Origin of the sequence: Sphaerisporangium fuscum, assembly GCF_018531465.1 — a bacterium.
Lineage (GTDB): Bacteria > Actinomycetota > Actinomycetes > Streptosporangiales > Streptosporangiaceae > Sphaerisporangium > Sphaerisporangium fuscum.
This window is the reverse complement of record NZ_JAHDTF010000039.1, coordinates 47,676-72,137: the sequence shown is the minus strand read 5'-3', so window position 1 is coordinate 72,137 and position 24,462 is coordinate 47,676. Positions and strand designations below refer to the sequence as shown.

19 protein-coding genes and 1 tRNA gene are annotated in these 24,462 nt (G+C 71.4%); 17 read left to right on the top strand and 3 right to left on the bottom strand.

The features are described 5' to 3' along the window. Positions 1-6 precede the first annotated feature (6 nt). From KIK05_RS39320 to KIK05_RS39310, 3 genes are all read left to right on the top strand, one after another. Positions 7-1,797 carry an outer membrane protein assembly factor BamB family protein gene (locus tag KIK05_RS39320; RefSeq protein WP_214415966.1) on the top strand — a complete coding sequence of 597 codons (1,791 nt, stop codon included), beginning with the start codon at positions 7-9 and terminating at the stop codon, positions 1,795-1,797. A gap of 341 nt (positions 1,798-2,138) precedes the next feature. Beyond that, positions 2,139-4,799 (top strand): pyruvate, phosphate dikinase, encoded by a 2,661-nt coding sequence (ppdK, locus tag KIK05_RS39315; protein ID WP_214415965.1) that lies wholly within the window; start codon positions 2,139-2,141, stop codon positions 4,797-4,799. Between the two features lie 198 nt (positions 4,800-4,997). Next, positions 4,998-6,236 carry a deoxyguanosinetriphosphate triphosphohydrolase gene (locus KIK05_RS39310; protein WP_214415964.1) on the top strand — a complete coding sequence of 413 codons (1,239 nt, stop codon included), beginning with the start codon at positions 4,998-5,000 and terminating at the stop codon, positions 6,234-6,236. 1 nt (position 6,237) lies between these two features. Here KIK05_RS39310 and KIK05_RS39305 read toward each other — a convergent pair whose 3' ends face one another. Next, on the bottom strand, positions 6,238-7,197 hold the full coding sequence (locus KIK05_RS39305) for a M23 family metallopeptidase (RefSeq protein WP_214416003.1): 960 nt from the start codon (positions 7,195-7,197) through the stop codon (positions 6,238-6,240). Positions 7,198-7,340: 143 nt separating this feature from the next. On the opposite strand from KIK05_RS39305, the gene dnaG reads away from it, so the two are divergent. The 4 genes from dnaG to KIK05_RS39285 all read left to right on the top strand — a co-directional run bounded on the left by dnaG (position 7,341) and on the right by KIK05_RS39285 (position 13,052). Next, positions 7,341-9,224, top strand: coding sequence for a DNA primase (gene dnaG, locus KIK05_RS39300; protein WP_214415963.1), 1,884 nt, complete (start codon positions 7,341-7,343; stop codon positions 9,222-9,224). A 177-nt stretch (positions 9,225-9,401) separates the two neighbouring features. Continuing rightward, a complete protein-coding gene (rpoD, locus tag KIK05_RS39295) occupies positions 9,402-10,505 on the top strand; it encodes an RNA polymerase sigma factor RpoD (RefSeq protein ID WP_214415962.1) in 1,104 nt (367 codons plus the stop codon). Positions 10,506-11,155: 650 nt separating this feature from the next. Then, entirely contained in the window at positions 11,156-12,430 is a 1,275-nt protein-coding gene (locus KIK05_RS39290; protein WP_214415961.1) for an MGH1-like glycoside hydrolase domain-containing protein, read from the top strand. Positions 12,431-12,572: 142 nt separating this feature from the next. Beyond that, the gene (locus KIK05_RS39285; protein ID WP_214415960.1) at positions 12,573-13,052 is read left to right on the top strand and encodes a hypothetical protein; all 480 of its coding nucleotides are present in this window, start codon (positions 12,573-12,575) and stop codon (positions 13,050-13,052) included. 344 nt (positions 13,053-13,396) lie between these two features. Here KIK05_RS39285 and KIK05_RS39280 read toward each other — a convergent pair whose 3' ends face one another. Then, complete coding sequence (locus tag KIK05_RS39280; protein WP_214415959.1) at positions 13,397-13,696, bottom strand: YtxH domain-containing protein; 300 nt, start codon at positions 13,694-13,696, stop codon at positions 13,397-13,399. A gap of 245 nt (positions 13,697-13,941) precedes the next feature. Here KIK05_RS39280 and KIK05_RS39275 point away from each other — a divergent pair. The 6 genes from KIK05_RS39275 to KIK05_RS39250 all read left to right on the top strand — a co-directional run bounded on the left by KIK05_RS39275 (position 13,942) and on the right by KIK05_RS39250 (position 19,629). Next, positions 13,942-14,017 (top strand) — tRNA-Asn (locus tag KIK05_RS39275). Between the two features lie 907 nt (positions 14,018-14,924). Next, positions 14,925-16,016: a nitric oxide synthase oxygenase gene (locus tag KIK05_RS39270; RefSeq protein WP_308250308.1), complete on the top strand. Its 1,092-nt coding sequence runs from the start codon at positions 14,925-14,927 to the stop codon at positions 16,014-16,016. A 49-nt stretch (positions 16,017-16,065) separates the two neighbouring features. Then, positions 16,066-16,842, top strand: a complete 777-nt coding sequence (locus KIK05_RS39265; protein ID WP_214415958.1) for an enoyl-CoA hydratase-related protein — start codon at positions 16,066-16,068, stop codon at positions 16,840-16,842. 253 nt (positions 16,843-17,095) lie between these two features. Next, entirely contained in the window at positions 17,096-17,299 is a 204-nt protein-coding gene (locus tag KIK05_RS39260; RefSeq protein ID WP_214415957.1) for a cold-shock protein, read from the top strand. A 241-nt stretch (positions 17,300-17,540) separates the two neighbouring features. Further along, entirely contained in the window at positions 17,541-17,849 is a 309-nt protein-coding gene (locus KIK05_RS39255; RefSeq protein ID WP_214415956.1) for an STAS domain-containing protein, read from the top strand. Positions 17,850-18,003: 154 nt separating this feature from the next. Then, positions 18,004-19,629 (top strand): Rossmann-fold NAD(P)-binding domain-containing protein, encoded by a 1,626-nt coding sequence (locus KIK05_RS39250; protein WP_214415955.1) that lies wholly within the window; start codon positions 18,004-18,006, stop codon positions 19,627-19,629. A 182-nt stretch (positions 19,630-19,811) separates the two neighbouring features. On the opposite strand, the gene galK is transcribed toward KIK05_RS39250, so the two are convergent. Next, a complete protein-coding gene (gene galK, locus KIK05_RS39245; protein ID WP_214415954.1) occupies positions 19,812-20,933 on the bottom strand; it encodes a galactokinase in 1,122 nt (373 codons plus the stop codon). Positions 20,934-21,012: 79 nt separating this feature from the next. Here galK and KIK05_RS39240 point away from each other — a divergent pair, with 79 nt between their 5' ends. The 4 genes from KIK05_RS39240 to KIK05_RS39225 all read left to right on the top strand — a co-directional run bounded on the left by KIK05_RS39240 (position 21,013) and on the right by KIK05_RS39225 (position 24,411). Next, positions 21,013-21,948, top strand: a complete 936-nt coding sequence (locus KIK05_RS39240) for a 1-aminocyclopropane-1-carboxylate deaminase/D-cysteine desulfhydrase (protein ID WP_308250307.1) — start codon at positions 21,013-21,015, stop codon at positions 21,946-21,948. Between the two features lie 68 nt (positions 21,949-22,016). Further along, on the top strand, positions 22,017-22,844 hold the full coding sequence (locus KIK05_RS39235; RefSeq protein WP_308250306.1) for a patatin-like phospholipase family protein: 828 nt from the start codon (positions 22,017-22,019) through the stop codon (positions 22,842-22,844). 86 nt (positions 22,845-22,930) lie between these two features. Further along, positions 22,931-23,803: an N-acetyl-1-D-myo-inositol-2-amino-2-deoxy-alpha-D-glucopyranoside deacetylase gene (mshB, locus tag KIK05_RS39230; RefSeq protein ID WP_214415952.1), complete on the top strand. Its 873-nt coding sequence runs from the start codon at positions 22,931-22,933 to the stop codon at positions 23,801-23,803. 56 nt (positions 23,804-23,859) lie between these two features. Next, on the top strand, positions 23,860-24,411 hold the full coding sequence (locus tag KIK05_RS39225) for a GNAT family N-acetyltransferase (protein WP_250564194.1): 552 nt from the start codon (positions 23,860-23,862) through the stop codon (positions 24,409-24,411). The last annotated feature ends 51 nt before the right edge of the window (positions 24,412-24,462 follow it).

Below are 24,462 nucleotides of genomic sequence, written 5' to 3'. Positions count from 1 at the left end.
ACCGAAATGACCGAACCATCGAACAACCCTTACGGCCCGGGAGACACGGGAGGCCCGCCCCATCCGGGCTCCGGGTACTCCGGCGGGCCGCCGCACCCCGGCCCCGGCGGGCCGCCGCACCCCGGGCAGGGGCGGCAGCCGTACGCGGCGCCGCAGGGGCAGCCGTACCCCGGGCAGCGGCAGGGTCCGGTGGGATACCCGGGGCAGGGGCCGGTGGGATATCCCGGACAGGCCCCCCAGCCGTACCCGGGCCACGGCCGGCCGCCCTATCCCGGCCAGGACCAGCAGCCGTACCCCGGACAGGCCCCCCAGCCGTACCCCGGGCAGAACCAGCCACCGTACGCCGGCCCTCCGCAGGCCTACCCGCCGCAGCCGCCTCCGGGCGCGCAGCAGCAGGGGTTCCCCGGCCAGGCCTACCCGGGGCCCTTCCAGGGGCGGCCCGGCGCAGGGCCGTACCCACCGCAGGAGCCTCAGCCGTACGGGTTCCAGGGGCGGCCCCCGGCGCCGAAGCGGACCGGCCGTACCGTGCTGTTCGTGGCCCTGGGGCTCGTCGGGCTGCTGATCCTCGGCGGCGGGACGGCCTGGTTCGTGGCGGGCCGGGCGGGCGGCGGCACCGTCGCGGGCGGCGGGGCCGCGACGTGGAAGATCCCGTTCGCCCAGACGGACACCTCGGACTTCGACGGCGAGCTGATGTTCGGCGCGTGGCTGACCGGCGACGCGGTGGTCCGGGTCCAGCGGGACGGCGTGCTCGCCTACTCCCTCAAGGACGGCAAGCGCGCCTGGGGCACCCCCGCGCCCTCCGGCAGCCTGTGCGGCGCCACGCTCACGACGGCGGGCGGCAAGGGTGTCATCGCCTACGGCGGTGAGGACGCCTGCGACCACCTCGCGCTCATCGACACGGCCTCAGGCAAGCTGCTGTGGAAGGTGAGGATCCCGGCCGAGAAGCGGCGGGAGGGGTCCAAGTCGGTGGAGGTGCCCCAGCTGGCGATGGCCGGCGACGCCGTGATCGCGATGCCGAAGTCGGGGCTGCGGGCGTTCCGCCTGTCCGACGGGAAGGCGCTGTGGAGCGGCAGGCCGGCGGACGGCTGCCGCTCGACGGGCCTCGCGGCGTCCGCCCAGGTCGTGGTGGTCGGCCTGAACTGCTTCCCCAAGGGGGCCACCTACGGATTCGACCCGGCGACCGGGAAGATCAAGTGGAAGTCCCAGGCCCCGGACGAGGGGCCGGACAAGGTGCTGTCGGCCGACCCGCCGGTGCTGATGACGGAGGGGTCCGACCAGCGGTTCACCGTCCTGGACGCCGCCGGCAAGCAGGTCTCCGACTTCTCCGCGCAGGAACACGTCGACATGCTCGGGATGAGCCACGCGATCGCCTTCGACGGCGGCAACGAGACCCTGCGGGTGGCGGTGCACGGCGAGGTGCTGTATCTGGCCACCTTCCCCGAGAACGTCCCGGGCAAGCTGCGCGAGCGGGACTATGCCCTGGCCTTCGACATGCGTACCGGGAAACGGTTGTGGAAGTCGTCCGGTGGCGCCGACTGCAAGCTCAACTTCGTGCGTGCCGACGACAAGGGGGTGCTCGCCCTGGAGTCCGGCGACCGGCGTGACCTGGCCCCCCGGTTGGTGCGCATCGACGCGGCGACCGGCAAGACCACCGCGGTGGCCGGGCTGCCGCAGGAGTACGGCTTCGAGGGGGCCGACGCCGTGGTGTACGAACGCGACGGCACGGTGGTCATCGTGCCGTGGCAGGCGGTGGTGGCGAAGAACGCCATCAGTGTGGTGGGGGCGTCCCTCTCCTGACACCCCCGCAAGCCCTTACGGGGCCGGCCGCGCTCCCGCGGCCGGCCTTTCCCTTTCCCGGAGGTCTCGTGGTCTATACCAATAAGCTCGCGGAAATGGTCTAAACCACCGCTCCGGTGAATCGCCGCTGAATGCCCATGAATGATCCAAGAATTGGTATATACCAGCCGGCCGGGCCTCGGGAATCGGTTCCGGATTCGAATGGATTAGACCGCTATATTGGGGTCTAGCAGCACAAACATCCTCTTTGGCGGTGAGTGACGTTTCTTAGTGGGAATCGTAGGTAGAGTCCCCGGCACGAGGCGGAATCGTACGCCGACGAAGTCGTTGAAGGAGCTCGCGTGCCCAAGTATGTATACGACTTCACCGAGGGCAACAAGGATCTCAAGGATCTCCTCGGTGGCAAGGGTGCCAATCTCGCGGAGATGACGAACCTGGGGCTCCCCGTGCCACCGGGGTTCACGATCACCACGGACGCCTGCCGTAGCTACCTCGCCGACGGCGGCTTCCCCGAAGGGCTCGCCGAGGAGGTCGACACCCACCTCGCGGCGCTGGAGAAGGGGATGGGCAAGCGCCTCGGCGACATCGACGACCCCCTGCTCGTCAGCGTGCGCTCCGGCGCCAAGTTCTCCATGCCCGGCATGATGGAGACCGTCCTCAACATCGGGCTCAACGACGAGTCGGTGGTGGGCCTCGCCAAGCAGTCCGGCAACGAGCGCTTCGCCTGGGACTCCTACCGCAGGCTCATCCAGATGTTCGGCAAGACCGTGCTCGGCATCGACGGCGAGCTGTTCGAGGACGCCATCGACGAGGCCAAGCGGCACAAGGGCGTGACCAACGACCTCGACCTCGACGCCTCCGACTTCCGGCACCTCGTCGAGGTCTACAAGGGCATCGTCAGGGAGCACACCGGCGGCGACTTCCCCGACGACCCGCGCGAGCAGATGCTGCTGGCCGTCAGGGCGGTCTTCGACTCCTGGAACGCCCCGCGCGCCATCGTGTACCGCCGCCAGGAACGCATCCCGGCCGACCTCGGCACGGCGGTCAACATCGTCGCCATGGTCTTCGGCAACCTCGGCATGGACTCCGGCACCGGCGTGGCGTTCACCCGCGACCCCGGCTCGGGCCAGCAGGGCGTGTACGGCGACTACCTGCAGAACGCCCAGGGCGAGGACGTCGTGGCGGGCATCCGCAACACCGTCCCCCTGCAGGAGCTGGAGAAGATCGACGCCGCCTCCTACCGTCAGCTCCTCGACATCATGAAGACCCTGGAGGACCACTACCGCGACCTGTGCGACATCGAGTTCACGATCGAGCGCGGGAAGCTGTGGATGCTGCAGACCCGCGTCGGCAAGCGGACGGCGGCGGCGGCCTTCTGCATCGCCACCCAGCTCGTCGACCAGGGCATGATCGACCTCGACGAGGCCGTCACCCGCGTGACCGGCGACCAGCTCGCCCAGCTCATGTTCCCCCGCTTCGACACCGGCGCCGACCGCAGGCTCGTCGCCAAGGGCATGAACGCCTCGCCGGGCGCGGCCGTGGGCAAGGCCGTCTTCTCCTCCGAACGGGCCAAGGAGATGGCCGACGCGGGTGAGGACGTCATCCTGGTCCGCCGCGAGACCAACCCGGACGACCTCGTCGGCATGATCGCCGCGCGCGGCGTGCTCACGAGCCGGGGCGGCAAGACCTCGCACGCGGCCGTGGTGGCCCGCGGGATGGGCAAGACGTGCGTGTGCGGCGCCGAGGAGCTCCAGGTCGACCCGCAGGCCAGGCGGTTCACCGCCCCCGGCGGCGTGACCGTCGAGGAGGGCGACGTGATCTCCATCGACGGCAGCACCGGCGAGGTCTTCCTCGGCGAGGTGCCGGTCGTGGCGTCCCCCGTCGTGGAGTACTTCGAGGGCACCGGCGGCCATGACGACGACCTGGTCAAGGCCGTCCACCGGATCATGAGCCACGCCGACGAGCGGCGGCGCCTGGCCGTCCGCGCCAACGCCGACACCCCCGAGGACGCCGCGCGGGCCCGCCGGTTCGGCGCGCAGGGCATCGGCCTGTGCCGCACCGAGCACATGTTCCTCGGAGACCGGCGGCAGCTCGTCGAGGACCTCATCCTCTCCGAGTCGGACCGGGAGCGCGATGCGGCGCTGGACGCGCTCGAACCCCTCCAGAAGGCCGACTTCACCGGCATCCTCGAGGCGATGGACGGGCTGCCGGTCACCATCAGGCTCATCGACCCGCCGCTGCACGAGTTCCTGCCCGACCTCACCGCCCTGTCGGTGCGGGTCGCGCTCGCCGGCGACGACGCCGGCGAGAGGGACCGCAGGCTCCTCGCCGCCGTCAAGCGGCTGCACGAGCAGAACCCCATGCTCGGCCTGCGCGGCGTCCGGCTCGGCCTGGTGATCCCCGGGCTGTTCGAGATGCAGGTGCGGGCCATCGCGCAGGCGGCGGCCGAGCGGCGCGCCGCCGGGGGAGACCCCCGGGCCGAGATCATGATCCCGCTCGTCGCCGCGGTGCAGGAGCTGGAGGGCGTACGCGAGGAGGCCGAGCGGATCCTGGACGAGGCCGGGGTCGAGGCCCTGATCGGCACGATGATCGAGGTGCCGCGAGCGGCCCTGACCGCCGGGCAGATCGCCGAGGCCGCGCAGTTCTTCTCCTTCGGCACCAACGACCTGACCCAGCTGACCTGGGGATTCTCGCGGGACGACGTCGAGGCGGCGTTCTTCTCCCGCTACCTCGACCTCGGGATCTTCGGAGTGTCGCCGTTCGAGACGCTCGACCAGACCGGTGTCGGACGGCTGATGAAGATCGCGGTGGAGGAGGGGCGGGCGACCCGTCCGGACATCAAGCTCGGCATCTGCGGCGAGCACGGCGGCGACCCGGAGTCGGTCCACTTCTGCCACGACATCGGCCTCGACTACGTCTCCTGCTCGCCGTTCCGGGTACCGGTGGCCCGGCTCGAAGCGGGCAGGGCGGCCCTGACCGGCACCGGATCGGACTCCCGCTGAGCCCGGAGACCGGCTGACCTCTCTTTCCCGGGGACGTGGTCCGCGGGCCGGGCGCCAACGGCGTCGTCCGGCCCGCGGACCCGCATGTCGGCACAGGAAGCGGCTGACGTGCGGAAAGTCACTCAATGAGCCGGACATCGTGAGTTTCCAGCATGTTTGTGATGCGATACCCCTCCGCCGGGTAGCATCCGGCTACCGATGAGAGGTTACGACGAGTTCGATCAGGCCAGATGGGTGCCGGAAGCCCCCGGCAACCCCGAGAGAAGCGCGTTCGAGCGCGACCGGGCGCGCGTCCTGCACAGTGCCGCGCTGCGCCGGCTGGCCGCCAAGACTCAGGTGGTCGGGCCGGGCGAGTTCCCCGATCACGGCCGCCACATCCCGCGCACCCGGCTGACCCATTCCCTCGAATGCGCCCAGATCGGCAGGGAGATGGGCAAGGCCCTCGGCTGTCATCCCGACCTGGTGGAGACCGCCTGCCTGGCCCACGACCTCGGCCACCCGCCGTTCGGGCACAACGGCGAGAACGCGCTCAACGAGCTGGCCGCGCGGTGCGGCGGCTTCGAGGGCAACGCGCAGAGCCTGCGGCTGCTGACCCGGCTGGAGGTCAAGGTCCTCACCGAGGACGGCCGCAGCGCAGGGCTGAACCTCACCCGCGCGACCCTCGACGCCTCACTGAAATACCCCTGGACCTCCGCCCACGGTGCGAAGTTCGGGGTCTACGACGACGACCTGCCGGTGTTCGAGTGGGCCAGGAGGGGCGTCCCGGCCGGGCGCGTCAGCTTCGAGGCCCAGGTGATGGACTGGGCCGACGACGTGGCGTACTCCGTGCACGACCTGGAGGACGCCCTGCACTTCGGGCACGTCACGCCCGCGATGCTCCGCGACCGCGCCGAGCGGCGCGAGGTGTGCGAGCGAACGCTCAAGTGGTACGCCGGGGACGCCTGCCTCACCGAGCTGGAGGATACCCTCGAACGCCTGATCGCCGAGCCGCTGTGGCCCTCGCGCTTCGAGGGCACGATGGCCGACCTGGTGGCGCTCAAGTCGTTCACCAGCGCGCTGATCGGGCGCTTCTGCCTGTCCGCGCAGGCCGCCACCCTGGCGGCCTTCGGCCCGGGGCGCACCCGGCACGGCGCGGACCTGATCGTCCCGAGGGGCACCCGGCTGGAATGCGCCCTGCTCAAGGGGGTGACCGCGCACTACGTGATGTCGCGGGACGACCACCACGCCACCCAGGCCCGCCAGCGTGAGCTGATCGCCGAACTCGCCTCGATGATCATGCTGGGCGCCCCCGGCACGCTGGAGCCCGCGCTGCGGGCGGCGTTCAGGGGAGCGGACGACGACGCGGCCCGCCTGCGCGTGGTGATCGACCAGGTCGCCTCACTCACCGACGTCTCCGCCGTGGCCCTCCACCGCAGCCTCGGCTCCAGCCGCGCCTGACTCAGTTCGCCGCGAGGCCGCCCGTGGTGACCTCGCCTCGGGTGACGCCGTCGGGGTCGGAGGTCTGGGACGGGGTCGGGTGGTGGGTGGGCTGCTTGCCGGGCTTGGAGGCGCACAGCGTGTGGCAGGACGGTGTGGCGCCGAGCCGGGCTCGGGCGGCCGCCACCTGCGGGGCGGGGGAGAGGGTGGGGTTGCCGTTCAGCCAGGCGTCCAGGAAGTTCCACGGGTCGACCATGCCGCGCCGCACCCACCAGTACTTCGACGCCACCGGCCAGGAGACCGCGAAGTAGAGGTTGGTGCCGCCGCCCTTGGCGTTCCCCGAGTCGCCGACCTTGCCGAGCGCCTGCCCGGCCGCGACGCGGACCCCAGGGCGGATGCCGCTCTCGATCGAGTCGAGATGGCCGCCGAGGTAGACCACGCCGTCGTCCCCGAGCACCGAGACGAAGCGGCCCTCGCGGTCGGCCCCCTTGTCGGTGGAGGCCTTCCAGCGGTTGAGAGGGTTGGCCTCGCGCACGACGCCGCTCACGGGGGAGACGAAGGGGCAGCCCCTTCCGGTCCACATGGTGGCCTTCGGCAGGACCAGCTCCTTGCGGGCGTAGCTGACCCTGCACCCGCGCACCGGGAAGACGTACGAGAACCGCGACACCCTCGGCGGCGGCACCCGGACGGGCTCCTCGCCGCGAGGCGGGGTGATGGCCTGCGGACCCCAGCCGGACGGCCCGGTGGACGCGTCGGGGGCGGCCGTCGCCGCGCTGACCCCTCCCCGGCCACCACTGGGCGAGACGGAGGGCACCGCGCCCTCGCTGGAGACGTCGGCGGCCTCCAGCGCGACACCGGTGGCCGAGAGATCCGGTGCCGCCGCGGGCGGCGTCGTGCTGATGCCCGCCACACCGCCCGGGGCGGCGCAGGCGGCGGTGACCAGCACCGACGCGGCAATGGCGGCGAGTCGCCCCGATCGCATGATCTCCACCCGCTTGACGTTACCGAAAATGAGCGTTTCCTTTGTAACCGACCGGCTTGGGTATCACGACCGATTCGCGGAAAATCACCCACCCTGGGCGGCCCGACCCTCAGGTTGTCGGCCGTGAGCCGTAGACTCGCGGCGTGGCAGGGCGGATCAGTGACGAGGACATCGCGCTCGTGAGGGAGCGCTCATCGATCGCCGACGTCGTGGGCGAGCATATCCAGCTGCGCAACGCGGGCGGCGGCAACCTCAAAGGCCTGTGCCCCTTCCACGAGGAGAAGACCCCCTCGTTCAACGTCACCCCCTCCCGCGGCTACTGGTACTGCTTCGGCTGCGCCGAGGGCGGCGACGTCATCACCTTCGTCCGCAAACTGGAGCACCTGTCGTTCGCCGAGGCGATCGAGCGGCTCGCGCAGCGCGCCGGCATCCAGCTGCGCTACGAGCAGGGCGGGTACGTCCCGGGGCGCGAGCACGGCGAGCGGAGCCGGCTGATCGAGGCCCACAAGGCCGCCGCCGAGTTCTACGCCGCGCAGCTGGCCGAGGCGGAGGCCGCGCCGGGCCGCAGGTTCCTGGCCGAGCGGGGTTTCGAGCGCGTCGACGCCGAGCACTTCGGCGTGGGGTACGCCCCGGCCGACTGGGACCGCCTGGCCCGCCACCTGCTGGGCCGCGGCTTCACCACGGCCGAGCTGATCAAGGGCGGCCTCGCCAGAGAGGGGCGCCGCGGGCCGGTCGACCGGTTCCGGGGGCGGCTGGTGTGGCCGATCCGCGACATCACGGGCGAGGTCATCGGGTTCGGCGCCCGCAAGCTCCTCGACGGCGACGACGGCCCCAAGTACCTCAACACGCCCGAGACCCCGATCTACAAGAAGAGCACCGTCCTGTACGGCATCGACCTGGCCAAGCGCGAGATCTCCAAGCGCTCCCAGGCGGTCGTCGTCGAGGGCTACACCGACGTGATGGCCTGCCACCTGGCGGGCGTGCCCACCGCGGTCGCCACCTGCGGCACCTCCTTCGGCGAGGAGCACATCAAGGTCCTGCGGCGCCTGCTGCTCGACCAGGACGAGTTCCGCGGCGAGGTCGTCTTCACCTTCGACGGCGACTCCGCCGGGCAGAAGGCCGCCCTGCGCGCCTTCGCCGACGAGCAGAAGTTCGTCACCCAGACCTTCGTCGCCGTCCAGGGCGACGGCCTCGACCCGTGCGATCTGCGCATGAAGCACGGCGACGCCGCCGTGCGCGACCTGATCGCGAGCCGCGAGCCGCTGTTCGCCTTCGCGATCCGCAGCGTCATCTCCCGCTACGAGCTCGACACCAACGAGGGCCGCCTGGCCGCCCTCGACGCCGCCGCGCCGCTCGTCGCCGGCATCAAGGACCGCGCCCTGCGCGACAGGTACGCCGTCGACCTCGACCGCTGGCTGGGCTTCGTCGACGAGCAACTGGTGCGCAGGCGTGTGGCGGAGGTCGCCGGGCGGGGCCAGGCGGGGCGCGGCGGGCCCGGGGGAGCACCCGAGCGGCCCCAGAGGGGGGCTGCGGCGCGCCCCGCGGCCGATCCGTCCGATCCCGGGGTGCGCATCGAGATCGAGGCGCTGAAGTTGGCCGTGCAGCGTCCCGCGCTGATGGGGCCGGAGTTCGACGCCCTCGGCGCGCAGGTGTTCACCGTCCCCGAGCACGCCGCCCTGTACGAGCTGGTCATGGCGGCGGGAGGCACCGTGGCCGGCGGTCCCGGCGGGCGCGAGTGGGTCGACCTGCTTCTCCAGGCCACCCAGGACGACGCCCTGCGCGCGCTGGCGACCCGGTTCGCGGTCGAGCCCGTGCGCACCGACCTCGCCACCGAGGAGCGGTACGCCCCGGCCGTGCTCGCCCGGCTGGCCGAGGTGGCGGTGACCCGCGCCCTGGTGCAGATCAAGGCGAAGATGGAGCGGCTCAACCCGGTTGAGCAGCAGCAGGAGTACAACCGACTCTTCGGGGAACTGGTCGCGCTCGAACAACAACGGCGCGTTCTAAGAGAACGCGCCGTCGGAGCGTAATTATCCTTACTTTCCGCTGGTCGCGGCGCCCAAACATTTATTTGATATCGATTCGGTAATGGCTTTGGCCTTACCTTCGGTGACAAAAATAGGCCTGCCGTTTTACCACCCCTATAGCGCAGACTATGACCCGTGGGTGCATCGGTACTGCCAAGTGGACCGCCCTCGGTAGACCAGGTGGCGGATCTAGTGGCGAGAGGAAGGGAGCGCGGGAGCGTCACCGTCGACGACGTGGCCGCCGCGCTTGACCGCTCCGAGTTGCCGGCCGACGCGCTGGAGCGCGTCGTGCGGATGCTCGCCGAAAAAGGTGTGGAGGTGCTCGAGCCCCAGGGCGACGACGACACCATCCGCCCCGATGAGGAGGATGTCGGCAAGCGCGCGCCGACCAGCGACCTCGTCCGTATCTACCTGCGGGAGATCGGCAGGGTGCCGCTGCTGACGGCCGAGGAGGAGGTGGAACTCGCCAAGGCGATCGAGGCCGGCCTGTTCGCCGAGGACAAATTATGCGATATCGGTGTAAGGCTCGCTCGACCCGAGTTCGAGGAGCTCGTCTGGGAGGGAGTACGCGCCAAGCAACGGCTCATCGAGGCCAACCTCCGTCTGGTGGTGTCGATCGCCAAACGCTATGTCGGGCGCGGAATGCTCTTCCTCGATCTGATCCAGGAGGGCAACCTGGGTCTCATCCGGGCGGTCGAGAAATTCGACTACACCAAGGGATATAAGTTCTCGACGTATGCGACATGGTGGATTCGTCAGGCCATCACCCGGGCGATCGCCGACCAGGCGCGAACCATTCGAATTCCCGTCCACATGGTCGAGACGATCAACAAGTTGGTGAGGGTGCAGCGGCAGCTCCACCAGGACCTCGGCCGCGAGCCCGCCCCCGAGGAGATCGCGCTCGAGATGGATCTGCCCATCGACCGCGTGATCGAGATCCAGCGCATCGCCCAGGAGCCGGTCTCGCTCCAGTCGCCGATCGGTGAGGAGGACTCCGACCTCGGCGACTTCATCGAGGACGCCGACGCGGTGGTGCCCATCGAGGCCGCCGCGTTCATCATGCTGCAGGACCAGCTCGACGACATCCTCGCCACCCTCTCCGACCGGGAGCAGCGCATCATCCAGCTCCGCTTCGGACTGGCCGACGGCCACCCGAGGACGCTCGAGGAGGTCGGCAGGGAGTTCGGCGTGACCCGCGAGCGCATCCGGCAGATCGAGTCCAAGACGCTGGCCAAGCTGCGCCACCCCACCCGCGCGCAGATGCTCCGCGACTACCTCGACTGACTCCAGAGGCGGGCCGGGTCGGTGACCCCGGATGCCTCCGGATCACCGGCCCGGTCCGCCGCGCCTGTACGGCTCACCGTTCGCGGCCGCCCACCCGGCGGTGACCCCGGATGCCTCTGGATCACCGGCCCGGTCCGCCGCGCCTGTACGGCTCACCGTCCGCGGCCGCCCACCCGGCGGTGAGGTAGGAGCCCGGAAGGCCGGGCCGGCGCCGGGAGCGTGCCGTCACGGGCGAGCAGGCCGCCACCCGGCCCGCCGAGGTCCGCCTCCGTGCCCTGCGGACCGGCGACCCCACCCAGATGCGTCCGCGTCCGGCGCGGCGCATGTCGCCGTGGCCGCCGGGTGGTGTGCCGCTGTTCCGGCCGGAGCGCACCGCCGCCCCGTCCGCCCGTCGGCACCCGGTCAGGCGCTGCGCGGTGACCGCCCGGCGGTGGACTGTCGTGCCGGGGACCCCGTGTACCTCGGAGGCCGGCGACCCCCACCTTCGTACCTTGTCGTGGCCGTCAGGAGTGGAACCTCGGTGAAACGATTACCTGCCGGTTGAACACCGCTCTCTCCTCGTTACATTTGGTGGAACGGTAATCGGCCGAGAGGGGAGGAAGGCAGGGACGTATTTTCCCTCGAGGACCGCCGTCCCTGCCGACGACGTGATGGACGTCCGGTCCGGGCTCGACGACGACGCCACGCTTGAGCGGGCGGCCCTCGACGTGCTCGACGCGAACTGGACGGGGTCGGCGACCGTCCCCGCGGTCGGGCGCTATCCCCACCAGTGGAGCTGGGACTCCGCCTTCGTCGCGATCGGCCTCGCCCGCCGCCGCTGGTCCCGCGCCTGCGCCGAACTGCTCAGCCTCTTCGCGGGCCAGTGGAGCACCGGCATGCTCCCGCACATCGTCTTCGACCGGGCCACCGGCGAGTCCTACTACCCCGGCCCGTCCCTGTGGCGGTCGGCCGCCTGCGCCGCCGCCCCGCGCCGGGTGGTCACCTCCGGGCTCACCCAGCCGCCCATGCAGGCCTGCGCCGTGTGGTGGATCTGGCGGTACGCCCCCGACCGCGACGAGGCCCTGGGGTTCGTACGGCGCGCCTGGCCGAGCCTGATCGCCCAGCACCACTACCTCGCCTCCGCCCGCGACCTCGGCGGCGCGGGGCTCGCCGCGATCATCCATCCCTGGGAGTCCGGCCTGGACGACAGCCCCGCCTGGGACGCCCCGCTCGCCGCGCTCCCACTCGTCCGCTACGCCTACGCCCTGGAGGCCTGGCAGACCGACAGCAACCACGACCGCTACGTCTGGCTCGCCATGCGCTACCGCGACGCCGGGTACGACCCGGGCTACCTGCGCGACGAGCACCCCTTCGCCGTCGAGGACCCGCTGTTCAACGGCATCTGGCTGTCGTCCTGCATGGCGCTCGCCGAGCTCGCCGGCGCGATCGGCGCCGACCCCGCGCCCTTCGAGGAGGCCGCCGACCGGATCCGCGCCGCGCTGCTCGGCCGGCTGTGGAACGGCGCCTTCTACGCCCGCGACCTGCGCGCCGGGTCCCTCATCCCGGTCTGCACGGTGGGCGGGTTCGGGCCGCTGCTGGACCCGGGGATGCCCGGCCAGGTCGTCGACGTCCTGGTCCAGCTGCTGGAGTCACGCTTCCTCGGGCCGAGCGGCTATCCGGTGCCGAGCTGCGAGGTCCGGGCGCTGGAGTTCGACCGGTCGACGTACTGGCGCGGGCCGTCCTGGGTGAACACCAACTGGCTGCTCTGGCAGGCGGCGGAGGTGCACGGGCTCGACGCGCTGCGCAGCCTGCTGGCCGCAAGCACCCTGCGGCTGGTACGTCAGGCGGGGTTCCGCGAGTGCTTCGACCCCTTCGACGGAATGGGCCGCGGCTGCCGCGACTTCTCCTGGTCCGCCGCCCTGACCCTCGACCTCCTCGCCAGATAAAACTCCCCCGGCCCGACCGTGCCCTAACCATCCACTTTCACCGACCTCCACACGACGCTTCCGTCGCCGGGCCGGGTCTTTCTCTCTGCCGGCTGGGTGGGCCGCTCGGACCCTCGGCCTGCCTGCCGGGTAGTTTGCACCCATGCGACTTCCCTGGCGCGCGAGGAGCCTCCCCGACGACTCAGGCGTCACCCTGGAGAGCGGTGAGCGCGTGCTCGTCCACGCCCACGTCCCCGGCGGTGGATACGCCGTGGCGACCGACCGGGCGCTGCACCTGCCCGGCGAGAAGCCACTGCCGTGGCACCGCATCGACAGGGCGATGTGGGACGAGGAGGGACTGCTGGTCGTCACCACCGACGGTGCCGAGCGGCGCGTGCCCCTGCCCGACCCCGGGCGCCTGCCCGAGGCCGTACGCGAGCGGGTCACCTCGTCGATCCTGGTCAATCGGCACTTCCGCCTGGGCGAGAACGGCGGCGTGCGCCTGGTCGCACGCCGGATCCCGGGGCAGGACACCGCCGAGTGGGAGTTCGTGTTCGACCCCGGCCTGGACCCCACCGACCCAGGCCTCCGCGCCGCCGCCGAACAGCTCCTGGAAGGCCTCCGCCGCAACCTGGGCATCTGACCCACCGCCTCCCTTCAGCACCCGCGATGCGCTGAAAGTGGCCGTGGTGGCGCAAGGTGGAGGGAGCTCGCGGGCCGGATCCCTTGCCTGACTGCCGTATCCCGTTGGCGTCTGTGATGCGGTGGAGGCGGTCGTGGTCGCGTGAAGGGGTGGGGCCGCGAGCCGGGTCGCTTGTTTGGGTTTGTTTTTCGACGGCGCCGCGGCGGTGGGATGTTGTGCGGCGAAGTCGGCGCCGCCGTACGGTGCCCGGCCCTACACGGGGGCTACGCCAGGCGAAAGGAGGCGGCCCGCGTGCCGGGGTCGCACGCGGGCCGCCTCCTTCGGATACCGTCCGGCCGAGTGGATCAGACCCGGTCCATGCGGGTCTCCGGCCAGCCTGTGCCCGTGGCGTCCCTGTCGGCCTCCCAGCCGTTCTTGTGCAGGAACGGCACCTTGTCGCCCAGCACGTCGCCCAGCTTGTGTTTGGTGATCTCGGCGGCCTTGGACGCCTGTGCTCCCGCCACCCCGGCGGCCTGCTGCACCATAGGGCTGTCAGCCACTCGCTGCGCCACTCGCTTGATCTGCTCGTACCGCTCGCGACCGGCCCGGCTGCCAAGGACGTAGCCGATGGCCAGGCCCACGGTGAACGTCAATCGATATCGCATCTTCTCCTACCTCCGCGTGGTGCTGGCATCCCCGCTCTCGACCTCCCCTACCCCTACTCTGCGCGGTTATCGCCTTCGCGCGAAGGTCGGGGGCATCGCGGGACCCGGTCGTTCTGCCGGGAACGCGGCCGATGCGGCCTCGGTGCGGCGCCTGGGGATCTGGGTGGGACACACACCCCTCGGAATGCGCTAATCTAGTTCCGCGCCGCAAGAAAGGGCCAAGGCCCCGAAGGCGACGTACACGATCCCGTGTAGCTCAATCGGCAGAGCAGCCGGCTGTTAACCGGCAGGTTATAGGTTCGAGTCCTATCGCGGGAGCCACACTCACAGCCCCAGGAGATCATCCTGGGGCTGTCGCCGTTTCCGGGGCCTTTCCCGTCGGCCCCATCCCGGACGACACACGCCCCCGTCCCCTCCGAGCCGGTTGGACGCCGTACGGCGGCGCCGATTTGGCCGTACTCCTTCTCGCCGTCGCGGCGCCGTCGAGGAGCAGACGGTGGAAGGGGGGAGGGGCTCGAGAATCAGGCGCGGCCTCCCGGCCCGCCCCTCGTGCCGCCAGGACTGCTGCCGTCGCTGCTCGTTGAGGGGGCGGACGCCGGGGGTGGGTGAGGGGCAGGGTGTTTGTCGTCGGTTGTCGTTGCTGGGCGCTGAGGCGCTTTCGGGGGGCGCTGGGCTGTTGTCGTCTGGAAGTGTCGGAGGGTGGTTTCTTTACCGCTTCTTGCGAACTGGGCGACAAGCCGGGCGTGATCCCGCAAACTATGGCTCTGCCGTACTTGGTGCGCTTACGCGTACACATGGTGACCAAAAGTGACGGCTGCCGCGGATCGTGCAGGGAGCAGTGGGGGAAGGCCGCTGCGAAGGGGCGTCCGAGCCACCCGGAATGGTGATGACGCCCGTATTAATTTGTGGCGGTTGTCTCATGTTGGGCTGGCTGAAAGATCTACTTCCGGTAAAGTCGCGAGTCGCGGCGCCCGGCAGGGCCGGTGAGCCCCCGGTGCCGATGCCCGGAGAGGACGCGTCCGCGCTGACCGTCCCCGAACCGGGCGAGGACACCATGTCGCCTGCCGGACGGAGTGAAACCCCCGTGTCGAGCTTTGAGCGGGACGGAATCCATGGCGAGGCCGAGGGGGGACGTCCGGCTCCGGGGGGCCTCCATCGCCGTACCTCCACTGACGGGCCGGAGCGGATACCCGTCCCCCGGTACCGTCCGGGGAGCGGCGACGGCCCGGTGGACGCGCTGGAGGCCGAGAAGTTCCTGCGTCTCTACTACACCGAGAACCCCTCCGCCGGGGACCTATGGCGACGGCTGCGCCAGGTGACGAGCGAGATCGCCACCACCGGCACCTACACCCACACCGCCGACGAACTCGCCTACGGCGCCCGCGTGGCCTGGCGCAACAGCAACCGCTGCATCGGACGCCTGTACTGGAAATCGCTGCGCGTCCGCGACCGCCGCCAGGTCGACGGCGCCGAAGGCGTCGCCGTCGAGTGCGTCGAGCACCTGCGCGAGGCCACGGGGGACGGCCGGATCCGCCCGACGATCACCGTGTTCGCCCCGGACCGTCCCGGCCGTCCCGGCCCGCGGATCTGGAACGGACAGCTGATCCGGTACGCCGGATACCGTGGCGCCGACGGTGACGTCGTGGCCGGGGACCCGGGCAACGCCGACCTCACCGACAAGGCCCGCCGGCTCGGCTGGTTCGGCGGCCGTGGCACCCACTTCGACGTGCTCCCGCTGGTGATCGAGGCCCAGGGCAAGCCGCCCCTGCTCGCCTCCGTCCCGGGGGACGCCGTGCTGGAGGTGCCGATCGCCCACCCGTCGTACCCGTGGTTCGCCGAACTCGGGCTGCGCTGGCACGCCGTGCCGGTGATCTCGAACATGTGCCTGGAGGTCGGCGGCGTCTGCTACCCCTGCGCCCCCTTCAACGGCTGGTACATGGGGACGGAGATCGGGGCGCGCAACCTCGCCGACACCGACCGCTACAACTGCCTGCCGGTGGTCGCCGAGCGGCTCGGCCTCGACACCTCCCACGACCGCACCCTCTGGAAGGACCGGGCCCTCGTCGAGGTCAACGTCGCCGTCCTCCACTCGTTCGAGCAGGCGGGCGTCACGATCACCGACCACCACACCGAGGCGCGCAGGTTCATCTCGCACCTGGAGCGCGAGGAGCGTTCGGGGCGGACGTGCCCGGCCGACTGGACGTGGATCGTGCCTCCCATGTCGAGTTCGACCACGCCGGTCTTCCACCGGTACTACGAGGACACCCAGCTGTCGCCGGCGTTCGTCCAGCATCCCCGTAAGAGCTACTACGACTGGTGAGTCCTCTAGTGTAGAACCTTGTTCGGTAGCGGTCTCTGCTGGAGGTGCCATGTCCGAGCTCGTGCTCTCGTCGCTCGACGGCGGCGTGCTGACGCTGACGTTCAACCGGCCCGACCGGCTGAACGCCTGGATCGACGCCATGGGACGCCGCTACTTCGACCTGCTGGAGGAGGCCGAGCGCGACCCGGACGTCCGGGTGATCGTCGTCACCGGCGCCGGCAAGGGGTTCTGCGCGGGAGCCGACTTCCAGACCCTCGGCGCCCTGCGGGACGGTTCCTACGACGAGGAGCCCGACAAGCGGCCCACCACCCACCCCACCACCATCCGCAAGCCGATCCTCGCGGCCGTCAACGGCGCGTGCGCCGGGCTCGGCATGGTGCACGCACTGGTCTGCGACCTGGTGTTCACCGCCGCCGAGGCCAAGTGGACCACGGCCTTCGCCCGGCGGGGGCTCATCGCCGAGTACGGCCTGGCGTGGATCCTGCCGAAGCTCATCGGGCAGGCCAAGGCGATGGACATCCTGCTCTCCGGCCGCACCTTCACCGGCGCCGAGGCGGGCGAGCTGGGCCTGGCCAACCGCGTGGTCCCGGGGGAGCGGCTGCTGGAGGAGACCCTGGCGTACGCCCGGGAACTGGCGGTGCACAGCTCGCCCGCCTCCATGGCGGTGATCAAGAGACAGGTGTGGGGCGACTGGCAGAAGTCCCTGGACGACTCCGCCTCCGAGGCCGTGCGCCTGATGCTGGAATCCTTCGCCCGCCCCGACTTCGCGGAAGGGGTGGCGAGCTTCGTCGAACGCCGTCCCCCGGCCTTCCCGCCACTGACCTGACCCGTCGCTCGCGTGAGGGCCGGTGTACGCCGTCTGTTCGCCCGTGTGCCACCCCTGCGTTCGCTCTGGAGGGGAGTCATGGTGTTGAATGAGAGCGGTTGTAGAGGTTCGTTAACGTGTAAGCGCCTGCGGAGTTCTGACAGCGGGCGTTCCACCATGCGAAGCCAAGGGCTTTCAAGGGGCGGTCGGTCGCTAGCAACCCGGGGATCCACGTCCGTGGCCTCGTAGATCGTCTCATGAGGAGATCAGTTTTATGGCTCAGGGAACCGTCAAGTGGTTCAACGCCGAAAAGGGCTTCGGTTTCATCGCTCCTGACGACGGCAGCGCCGACGTCTTCGTCCACTACTCGGCGATCCAGTCGAGCGGTTACCGCAGCCTCGAGGAGAACCAGCGCGTCGACTTCGAGACCGTCCGCGGTCCGAAGGGCCCCCAGGCCGAGTCGGTCCGCCCGGTCTGAACCATCGCTCAGCGGGCCGTTCGCGCGACCGCTGACGGAGGCCGTCCGGCCTCCACGGCGCGTGCGGCGGTGCGGTCCGTACCGAGCGGCGGCGGAGCAGGTCGTGCCGATGCCGCCAGTTGAAAGACCGAGCCGAGAGGCTCTTTTGAGCGCGGCGGCGCCGCGCTCAACCTAGGACGCATGTCCGGGCGGTTTGCGTCATCGTGAGCCGCCCTACGCGTCCAGCGATTGGAGGTCCGCGATGGACCTGTCCGTGACCGTCCGCGCCGACGCGACCATCTGCCGGGTCAGCGGGGACGTCGACATCTCCAATTCCCCCCTTCTGCGCCAGCATCTTCTGGCCGCCATCGATCGATCACACGCCACGATCGTCCTGGACCTGTCAGAGGTCACCTTCATGGACGCCAGCGGAGTGAGTGCCCTTCTGGCCGCCCGGCGCCGCTCCGTGCGCCTCGGTGGGGGCGTGCGGCTGGTGGCCCCGTCCTCCTCGGTGTGCCGGGTGCTCGAAGCGGCCGGCCTGCATTCCCGCTTCCCGATCGTCGTGCCGTAGCCCGTCCCGCCCGGGCCCGTGACCCCGGGCCGTGCGGCCGGCCGCCGTGATCGGCGCCTCCTTTCCCGACAGTCCTCGTCGTCATGCCTTACGATTGCCTTGACAATTATCCATGTAATTCCTACCGTCTAAATGGGTAATCTGGGAGGCGACGGTGACGGGTTCGATCTGCGTGGTCGGCACGGGGCCGGCCGCGACGTGCCTGATCGAGCGGATATGCGCGCACGCTCCTCAGGTGCTGGGGCGGCGGCCGCTCGACGTCCACCACGTCGCCACGCCCGGCGACGCCCGGGCCGGCCTGGAGGCGCGGGCACCGGGCGTCCGGGTCCACCTCCACGGGGCCAGGGCGGTCGACCTGGCCGGGCGGTGGCTCGTGCTCGACGACGGCACGCGCATCGGCGCCGACGCCGTGGTCCTCGCCCAGCCGCGCCTGGAGGTCCTCCCGACCCCACGCGAGCAGGAGTTACGCGGCTTCGCCCGCGACCACGGCCTCCACTACCTGCCGTGCGGGCGGGCGGACGATCTCTCCCTCGACCATGTGCCCGGCGGGCAGCCTGTCCTGGTGCGCGGCCTCGGCCCCGGGATCGCCGAGGTGGTCGAGCGGCTCACCGTCCGCCGGGGCGGCCGTTTCCGGCGCGAGCGCGACGGCGAGCCGACCTACCTGCCCAGCGGCCGGGAACCCCTCCTCTACGCCGGCTCCCGCAGGGGCGTGCCGCACCACGCGGCGGCCGGGCACCCCTCGCCGGCCGGGCCCCCGCCGCCCCCGGTGTTCGTCGCCGGCCTCGCCGACCGGGTGCGGGACTTCCGCCGGGAGGTGTGGCCGCTGGTGGCCAAGGACCTGGCGTTCGCGTACTACCACGAGCTCCTCACCGCCCACCCTGAGCGAGCCCGGATGAGCTGGGCCGACTTCGCCCTCGCCTACGCGCCCGAGCCGTGGGACGGTACGGCGATGCGCGCCCTGATCCGCAGGGCGGTGCCCCGTTTCGAGGACCGCCTCAACCTGCCCCGGCTCGATCACCCCCTCGCCGGCATGCGCTTCGGGGACCTGGCGGGGCTGCAGAAATGGATGCACGGCTACCTCGCGGCGCACCTGGCCCGGCGCTCCGACGCCGCCCACAGCGCCGACGTGGCGCTGACGCACGCGCTGCGCGGAGTGCGCGGCGCGATCGCCGGACGGGTGGCGCCGGACCCGTGGTTCGAGGGGTTCAGCGACCACCTCACCGACACGCTCCCCGCCGAACGGCTCGCCGAGATCCGGGCCATCGCCAAGGCGGGGGTCGTCACCTTCCTCGGGGCGGACCTGAGGGTCGATCCCCACGACCCCGCCCCCGCCGACCGTCCTCGGCCCCGCACCCCGGACGGGGCCGGCCGTCCCGGAGAGGGCGTACGGCGGGCGGAGGGGGCGCGGCGGGTGGCCGGAGGCGGGGTCTGGCGGGCCGTCGGCGGGTCGGTGCCGGGAGCGGTGACCGCCAGGGCGTTCGTGGACGCCACGCGCGTGGGGCCCGGCCTGGACCGCACCCTGGACCCTCTGGTGGAGCGGCTCTACGGGCGAGGCGAGTGCGCCGAGGAGCGGGGGCTGCTGAAGGTGCGGCTCCCCGACCGCCGCATCGTCGACCGGACGGGCACGGCGCATCCCCGGAGGTTCGCCTTCGCCCCCTGGACCACCGGCGGCACCGCCCATCCGGCCATTCCCGACAACCGCCTCGTCCACGAGGCCGACACCCTGACCGGCATCCTCCTCACCGAAACCATCCTCCACCTCACCCCCAAAGTCGCCTGAACCCCCATCCAGAGGGCCAGAAGACCACGTTCCCCGCCGTAGGAGGGCGCCGACTTCGCCGTACCTCGCCTCGCCGTACCGGCGCCCTCGCATGGCCATGCAGCCCTGGGGGAATCGAGGGCGCCGCCTGTCCCGCCCGTCGGGTTGTGTTCCCTTGGGATGCTTGCTCCGGCCGTTTGGGGTCAGGTGAGGCGGTGGGCGCCGGGGGCGGGGGTGGCGGGGAGGAAGCGCGGGGGAGCCCAGCCCTGCTGCTCGTAGGCCTTCTCGACCTCGCGGCGGACGTCCGCCATGCGGTCGTCGGCCACCAGGGCGATGGCCGAGCCGCCGAAGCCGCCGCCGGTCATGCGGGCGCCGCGCGCGCCGCCCCGGACGGCCGCCTCGACCGCCACGTCGAGCTCGGCGCAGGAGACCTCGTACTGGTCGCGGAGGGAGATGTGGGAGGCGTTGAGCAGGGCGCCGATCTCCCGGACGGCTCCGGCGCGCAGCAGCCCGATCAGCGCCTCGACCCGGTGGTTCTCGGTCACGACGTGCTGCACGCGCTTGCGCTCGTCGCCCTCGAGCACCGCCAGCGCCGCCGCGAGGTCGGTGACGTCGCGCAGGGCCTTCACCCCGAGCCGCTTGGCCGCGCTCTCGCAGTCGTGGCGGCGCCGGGCGTACTGCCCGTCGGCCAGCTCGTGGTGGGCACCCGTGTCGATGATCAGGATCTGCAGGCCCTCGGCGGCCAGGTCGAGCGGGACGGCGCGGGTCGCCAGGCTGCGGCAGTCCATGAACAGGGCGCGGCCCTCCTCGCTGAGGGCGGAGGCGGCCTGGTCCATGATGCCGCAGGGCATGCCGACGAAGTCGTTCTCGGCCTTCTGCGACAGCAGCGCGAGGTCGAGCCTGCTCAGCCCCAGCTCGTAGAGGTCGTTGAGGGCCATGGCGACGACCACCTCGAGCGCCGCGCTGGAGGACAGCCCGGCCCCCCGTGGCACGTCGCCGTCGATCACGATGTCGGCGCCCCTCACGGCGTGCCCCGCCTGCCGCAGTGCCCAGAAGACGCCGACGACATAGCGGGTCCACCCCTCGGCCCGCTCGTAGTCGGTGATCGCCTGCGGCTCGGAGCCGCCCTGGAGGGAGAGCAGGCCGATGGTGTCGTCGTCGCGACGGTGGACGGCGGCCGTGACCCCCCACGGCACGGCGAACGGCAGCACGAACCCGTCGTTGTAGTCGGTGTGCTCCCCGATCAGGTTCACACGCCCGGGGGCACGCCAAACACCCTCGGGCTCATGGCCAAATGCCGTGCGGAAGGCCTCGGCAGCACGCATGACGGCGTCTCCTCGTATTGGGGGTCGGCCAGTAGCCTACCGAGCCCCGCCGTGGTCACCGCCATGTCAAGCTGGCCCTGTGGACAACCGCGTGACGACCCCCGGCGGTCTCGTGCTGCGGCTCCCCAGCCCGCTCACCGAGGTCCGGGACGACCGGCTGGGCGGCGTCCGCCTGTTCCTGAAGCGTGACGACCTGATCCACCCCGAGCTGCCGGGGAACAAGTGGCGCAAGCTGAAGTACAACCTCGCCGAAGCGCGGCGGCAGGGGCGGCGTACGCTGCTGACCTTCGGCGGCGCCTACTCCAACCACATCCGCGCCACCGCCGCCGCGGGCCGTCACTTCGGCTTCGCCACGGTCGGCGTGATCCGCGGGGAGGAGCACCTGCCGCTAAACCCGTCGCTGGCCTACGCCGTGTCGCGCGGGATGCGGCTGACCTACCTCGACCGGACGGCGTACCGCGCCAAGCAGGACCCCGGGGTGATCGCCCGGTTGAGGGAGGAATGGGGGGACTTCTACCTCGTGCCCGAGGGCGGCAGCAACGCCTGTGCCGTCCGGGGCTGCGCCGAGCTTCCCGCCGAGGTGGACGCGCAACTGGACGAGCTAGGTCACCCCGGGTTCGACGTGATCTGCTGTCCGTGCGGTACCGGGGGCACGCTCGCCGGCCTCTCCGCCGGACTGGCCCCCGGACGTGCCGCGATCGGGTTCCCGGTGCTCAAGGGCGGGGAGTTCCTGGCCGGCGAGGTCGAGCGGCTGCAACGCGAGGCCTGCGGCCGCTCGTGGCCGAACTGGAGCCTGCGGCCGGAGTTCCACTTCGGCGGGTACGCCCGGCGTACGGCTGAGCTCGACGCGTTCGTCGACGACTTCGCCGCCCGGCACGGTGTCCTGCTGGAGTGGGTCTACGTCGCGAAGATGATGTACGGGATCTTCTCCCTGGTGCGGGAGGGAGCGTTCGAGCCCGGCACCCGTCTCGTCGCGGTCGTCACGGGCGGCCCCGAGGTGGCGCCGGACGTGTAGCCCCGCCCGCGGTGTCCGCCGGATCGGGGCCCGGCTACCCTGATCCCCGATCGGAAGGGAATGTGGACGTGACGAAACGAGCTTTGGTGCTGGGCGGAGGCGGCGTCGCGGGCATCGCCTGGATGACGGGCGTCCTCACGGCACTGGCGGAGGGCGGGCTCGACTGCCGTACCGCCGACAAGATCATCGGTACGTCGGCCGGCGCCACGGTCTCCGCCCAGGTGACCAGCGGCCTGTCCTTCGACGAGCTCTACCGGCGCCAGGTCGATCCCGCCCTGCAGGCCAGGGAACTGCCGAGCGGGGTGCCGTTCCAGGAGCTGGTGGCCGTCCTGGAAGGCCTCTACCGGGACAGCCAGGACCTCGGCGAGATCAGGCGGGCCGTCTGCCGGGTGGCGCTGTCGGCCAAGACCGTCTCCGAAGAGGCGCGGCGCGAGGTGATCGCCGGGCGGCTTCCCCGCCACGAGTGGCCCGAGGCCGACATGGTCCTGGTGGCCGTCGACACCGCCACCGCCGAGCATCGCCTCTTCGACCGTTCCTCCGGGGTGGATCTCGTCGACGCCGTCGCGGCCAGCTGCGCGGTGCCGGGCGTGTGGCCCCCGGTGACGATCGGGGACGTCCGCTACACCGACGGCGGCGTCAGGTCGAGTGTCAACGCCGACCTCGCGGCCGGTCACGATCGCGTGCTGATCATCGCGCCTATGGAGGATCCGCAGCTCGCGGAGCAGATCGCCTCCCTGGGCGCGAACGCCGAGGTCGAGCTGGTCACCCCCGACGAGGCGTCCGTCGCCGCCATGGGGTCGGACCCCCTCGACCCCTCCACCCGCACCCCCACCGCCGAGGCGGGCCTCGCCCAGGGCCACTCGGTCGCCGCGCGCCTGGTCAAGTTCTGGAGCTGATCCACAGCCTCGGCCCGCCGGGAGGGGCGCCCCTCCTGCGGGAGACCACCCGCAGAGATCCCCACAGCACGAAAGGCAGGTCGGCGATGCCGTCCGATCGTCGGATCCTCTTCGTCCACGCACACCCCGACGACGAATCGATCGGCACCGGGGCCACCATGGCCAAGTACGCGGCCGAGGGGGCCTACGTCTGCCTCGTCACCTGCACGCTGGGCGAGGAGGGGGAGGTGATCCCCGCCGAGCTGCGGCACCTGGCCGCCGACCGCGACGACCGGCTCGGGGAGCACCGCGTGGGCGAGCTGCAGCGGGCCTGCCAGGCGCTCGGCGTCGCCGACCACCGGTTCCTGGGCGGAGCCGGGCGCTGGCGTGACTCGGGGATGATGGGCGCGGCGACCAACGACGATCCCCACTGCTTCTGGCAGGCCGACCTCGACCTGGCGGTGGCGGAGCTGGTCGGCATCGTCCGCGAGGTACGGCCGCAGGTGATCGTCACCTACGACGACAACGGCTACTACGGCCACCCCGACCACATCCAGGCGCATCGGGTGGCGTGGCGGGCGTTCGAGAAGGCCGCCGACCCGGCGTTCGGCGACGGCGAGCCGTGGTCGCCGTCCCGGTTCTACGCCACGGCGACGCCGCTGTCGGTGCTGGAGCAGGCCGTGGACGCCGGGCCCTTCCAGCGGCTCTCGTCGGTGGAGGAGTTCGGGTTCGGCGTCCCGGACGCCCAGGTGACCACCCGCGTCGACGCCACCGCCCAGGTCGAGGCCAAGATCGCCGCCCTGCGCGCCCACCGCACGCAGATCAGCGTGGAGGGCCGGTACTTCGCGCTGTCGAACGGCGTGGGCCAGCCCGTGCAGGCCGTCGAGTACTACACCCGCCTGGCGGGGGAGCCCGGCCCGGCCGGCGAGGACGGCTACGAGAGCGGCCTGTTCGGCCCGCTGGACCGGCAGGACACCTGACGGGTGCGATCTGGCACGCTGTGCCCGTATGGTCCCTGTGGTGAGAGGTTCCCCCCATGATGTCTGAGCAGGTCGCGCGTGCGGATCTTCCCGTTGAGCTGCGGTTGAGCGGTTACGGGCTAATCCTGCGTGAATGGACCGAGGACGACCTCCCGGCGATGACGAAGCTGTTCGACGACCCGGACGTGGCCTACTGGACGCCCCTCGTCGCCCCGTTCGACATGACCGCCGCGCGCAACCATCTCAGGAGGGTGCGCCGGGGCCGTCTCGCGGGTGAGCGGATCCATCTGGCCATCACCACCGACGGGCGCGAGGCCAAGGGCGAGGTGCTGCTGAGCCGGACCGGCTGGGAGCCGGGGACCGGGAGCCTGGGGTACGCCATCGGCGCCGGCCACCGCGGGCAGCGGCTGGCGGTGCGGGCGGTGGAGGTGATGACCCACTTCGCCCAGACGGTGGCGGGCCTGTCGAAGGTCTTCCTGGAGATCGAGAAGGAGAACGAGGCCAGCGAGCGGGTCGCGCGCGCGGCGGGGTTCCGTCTCACCGACGCGCCTCCCCGCGTGGTCGAGGAGAAGGGCCGGACGCTGAGCCTTTTCGTCTGGGTGCGCTGACCCCGGGTGCGACAAGCCGGTGACCGGCACGCCGCGGCGCGCCGGTCACCG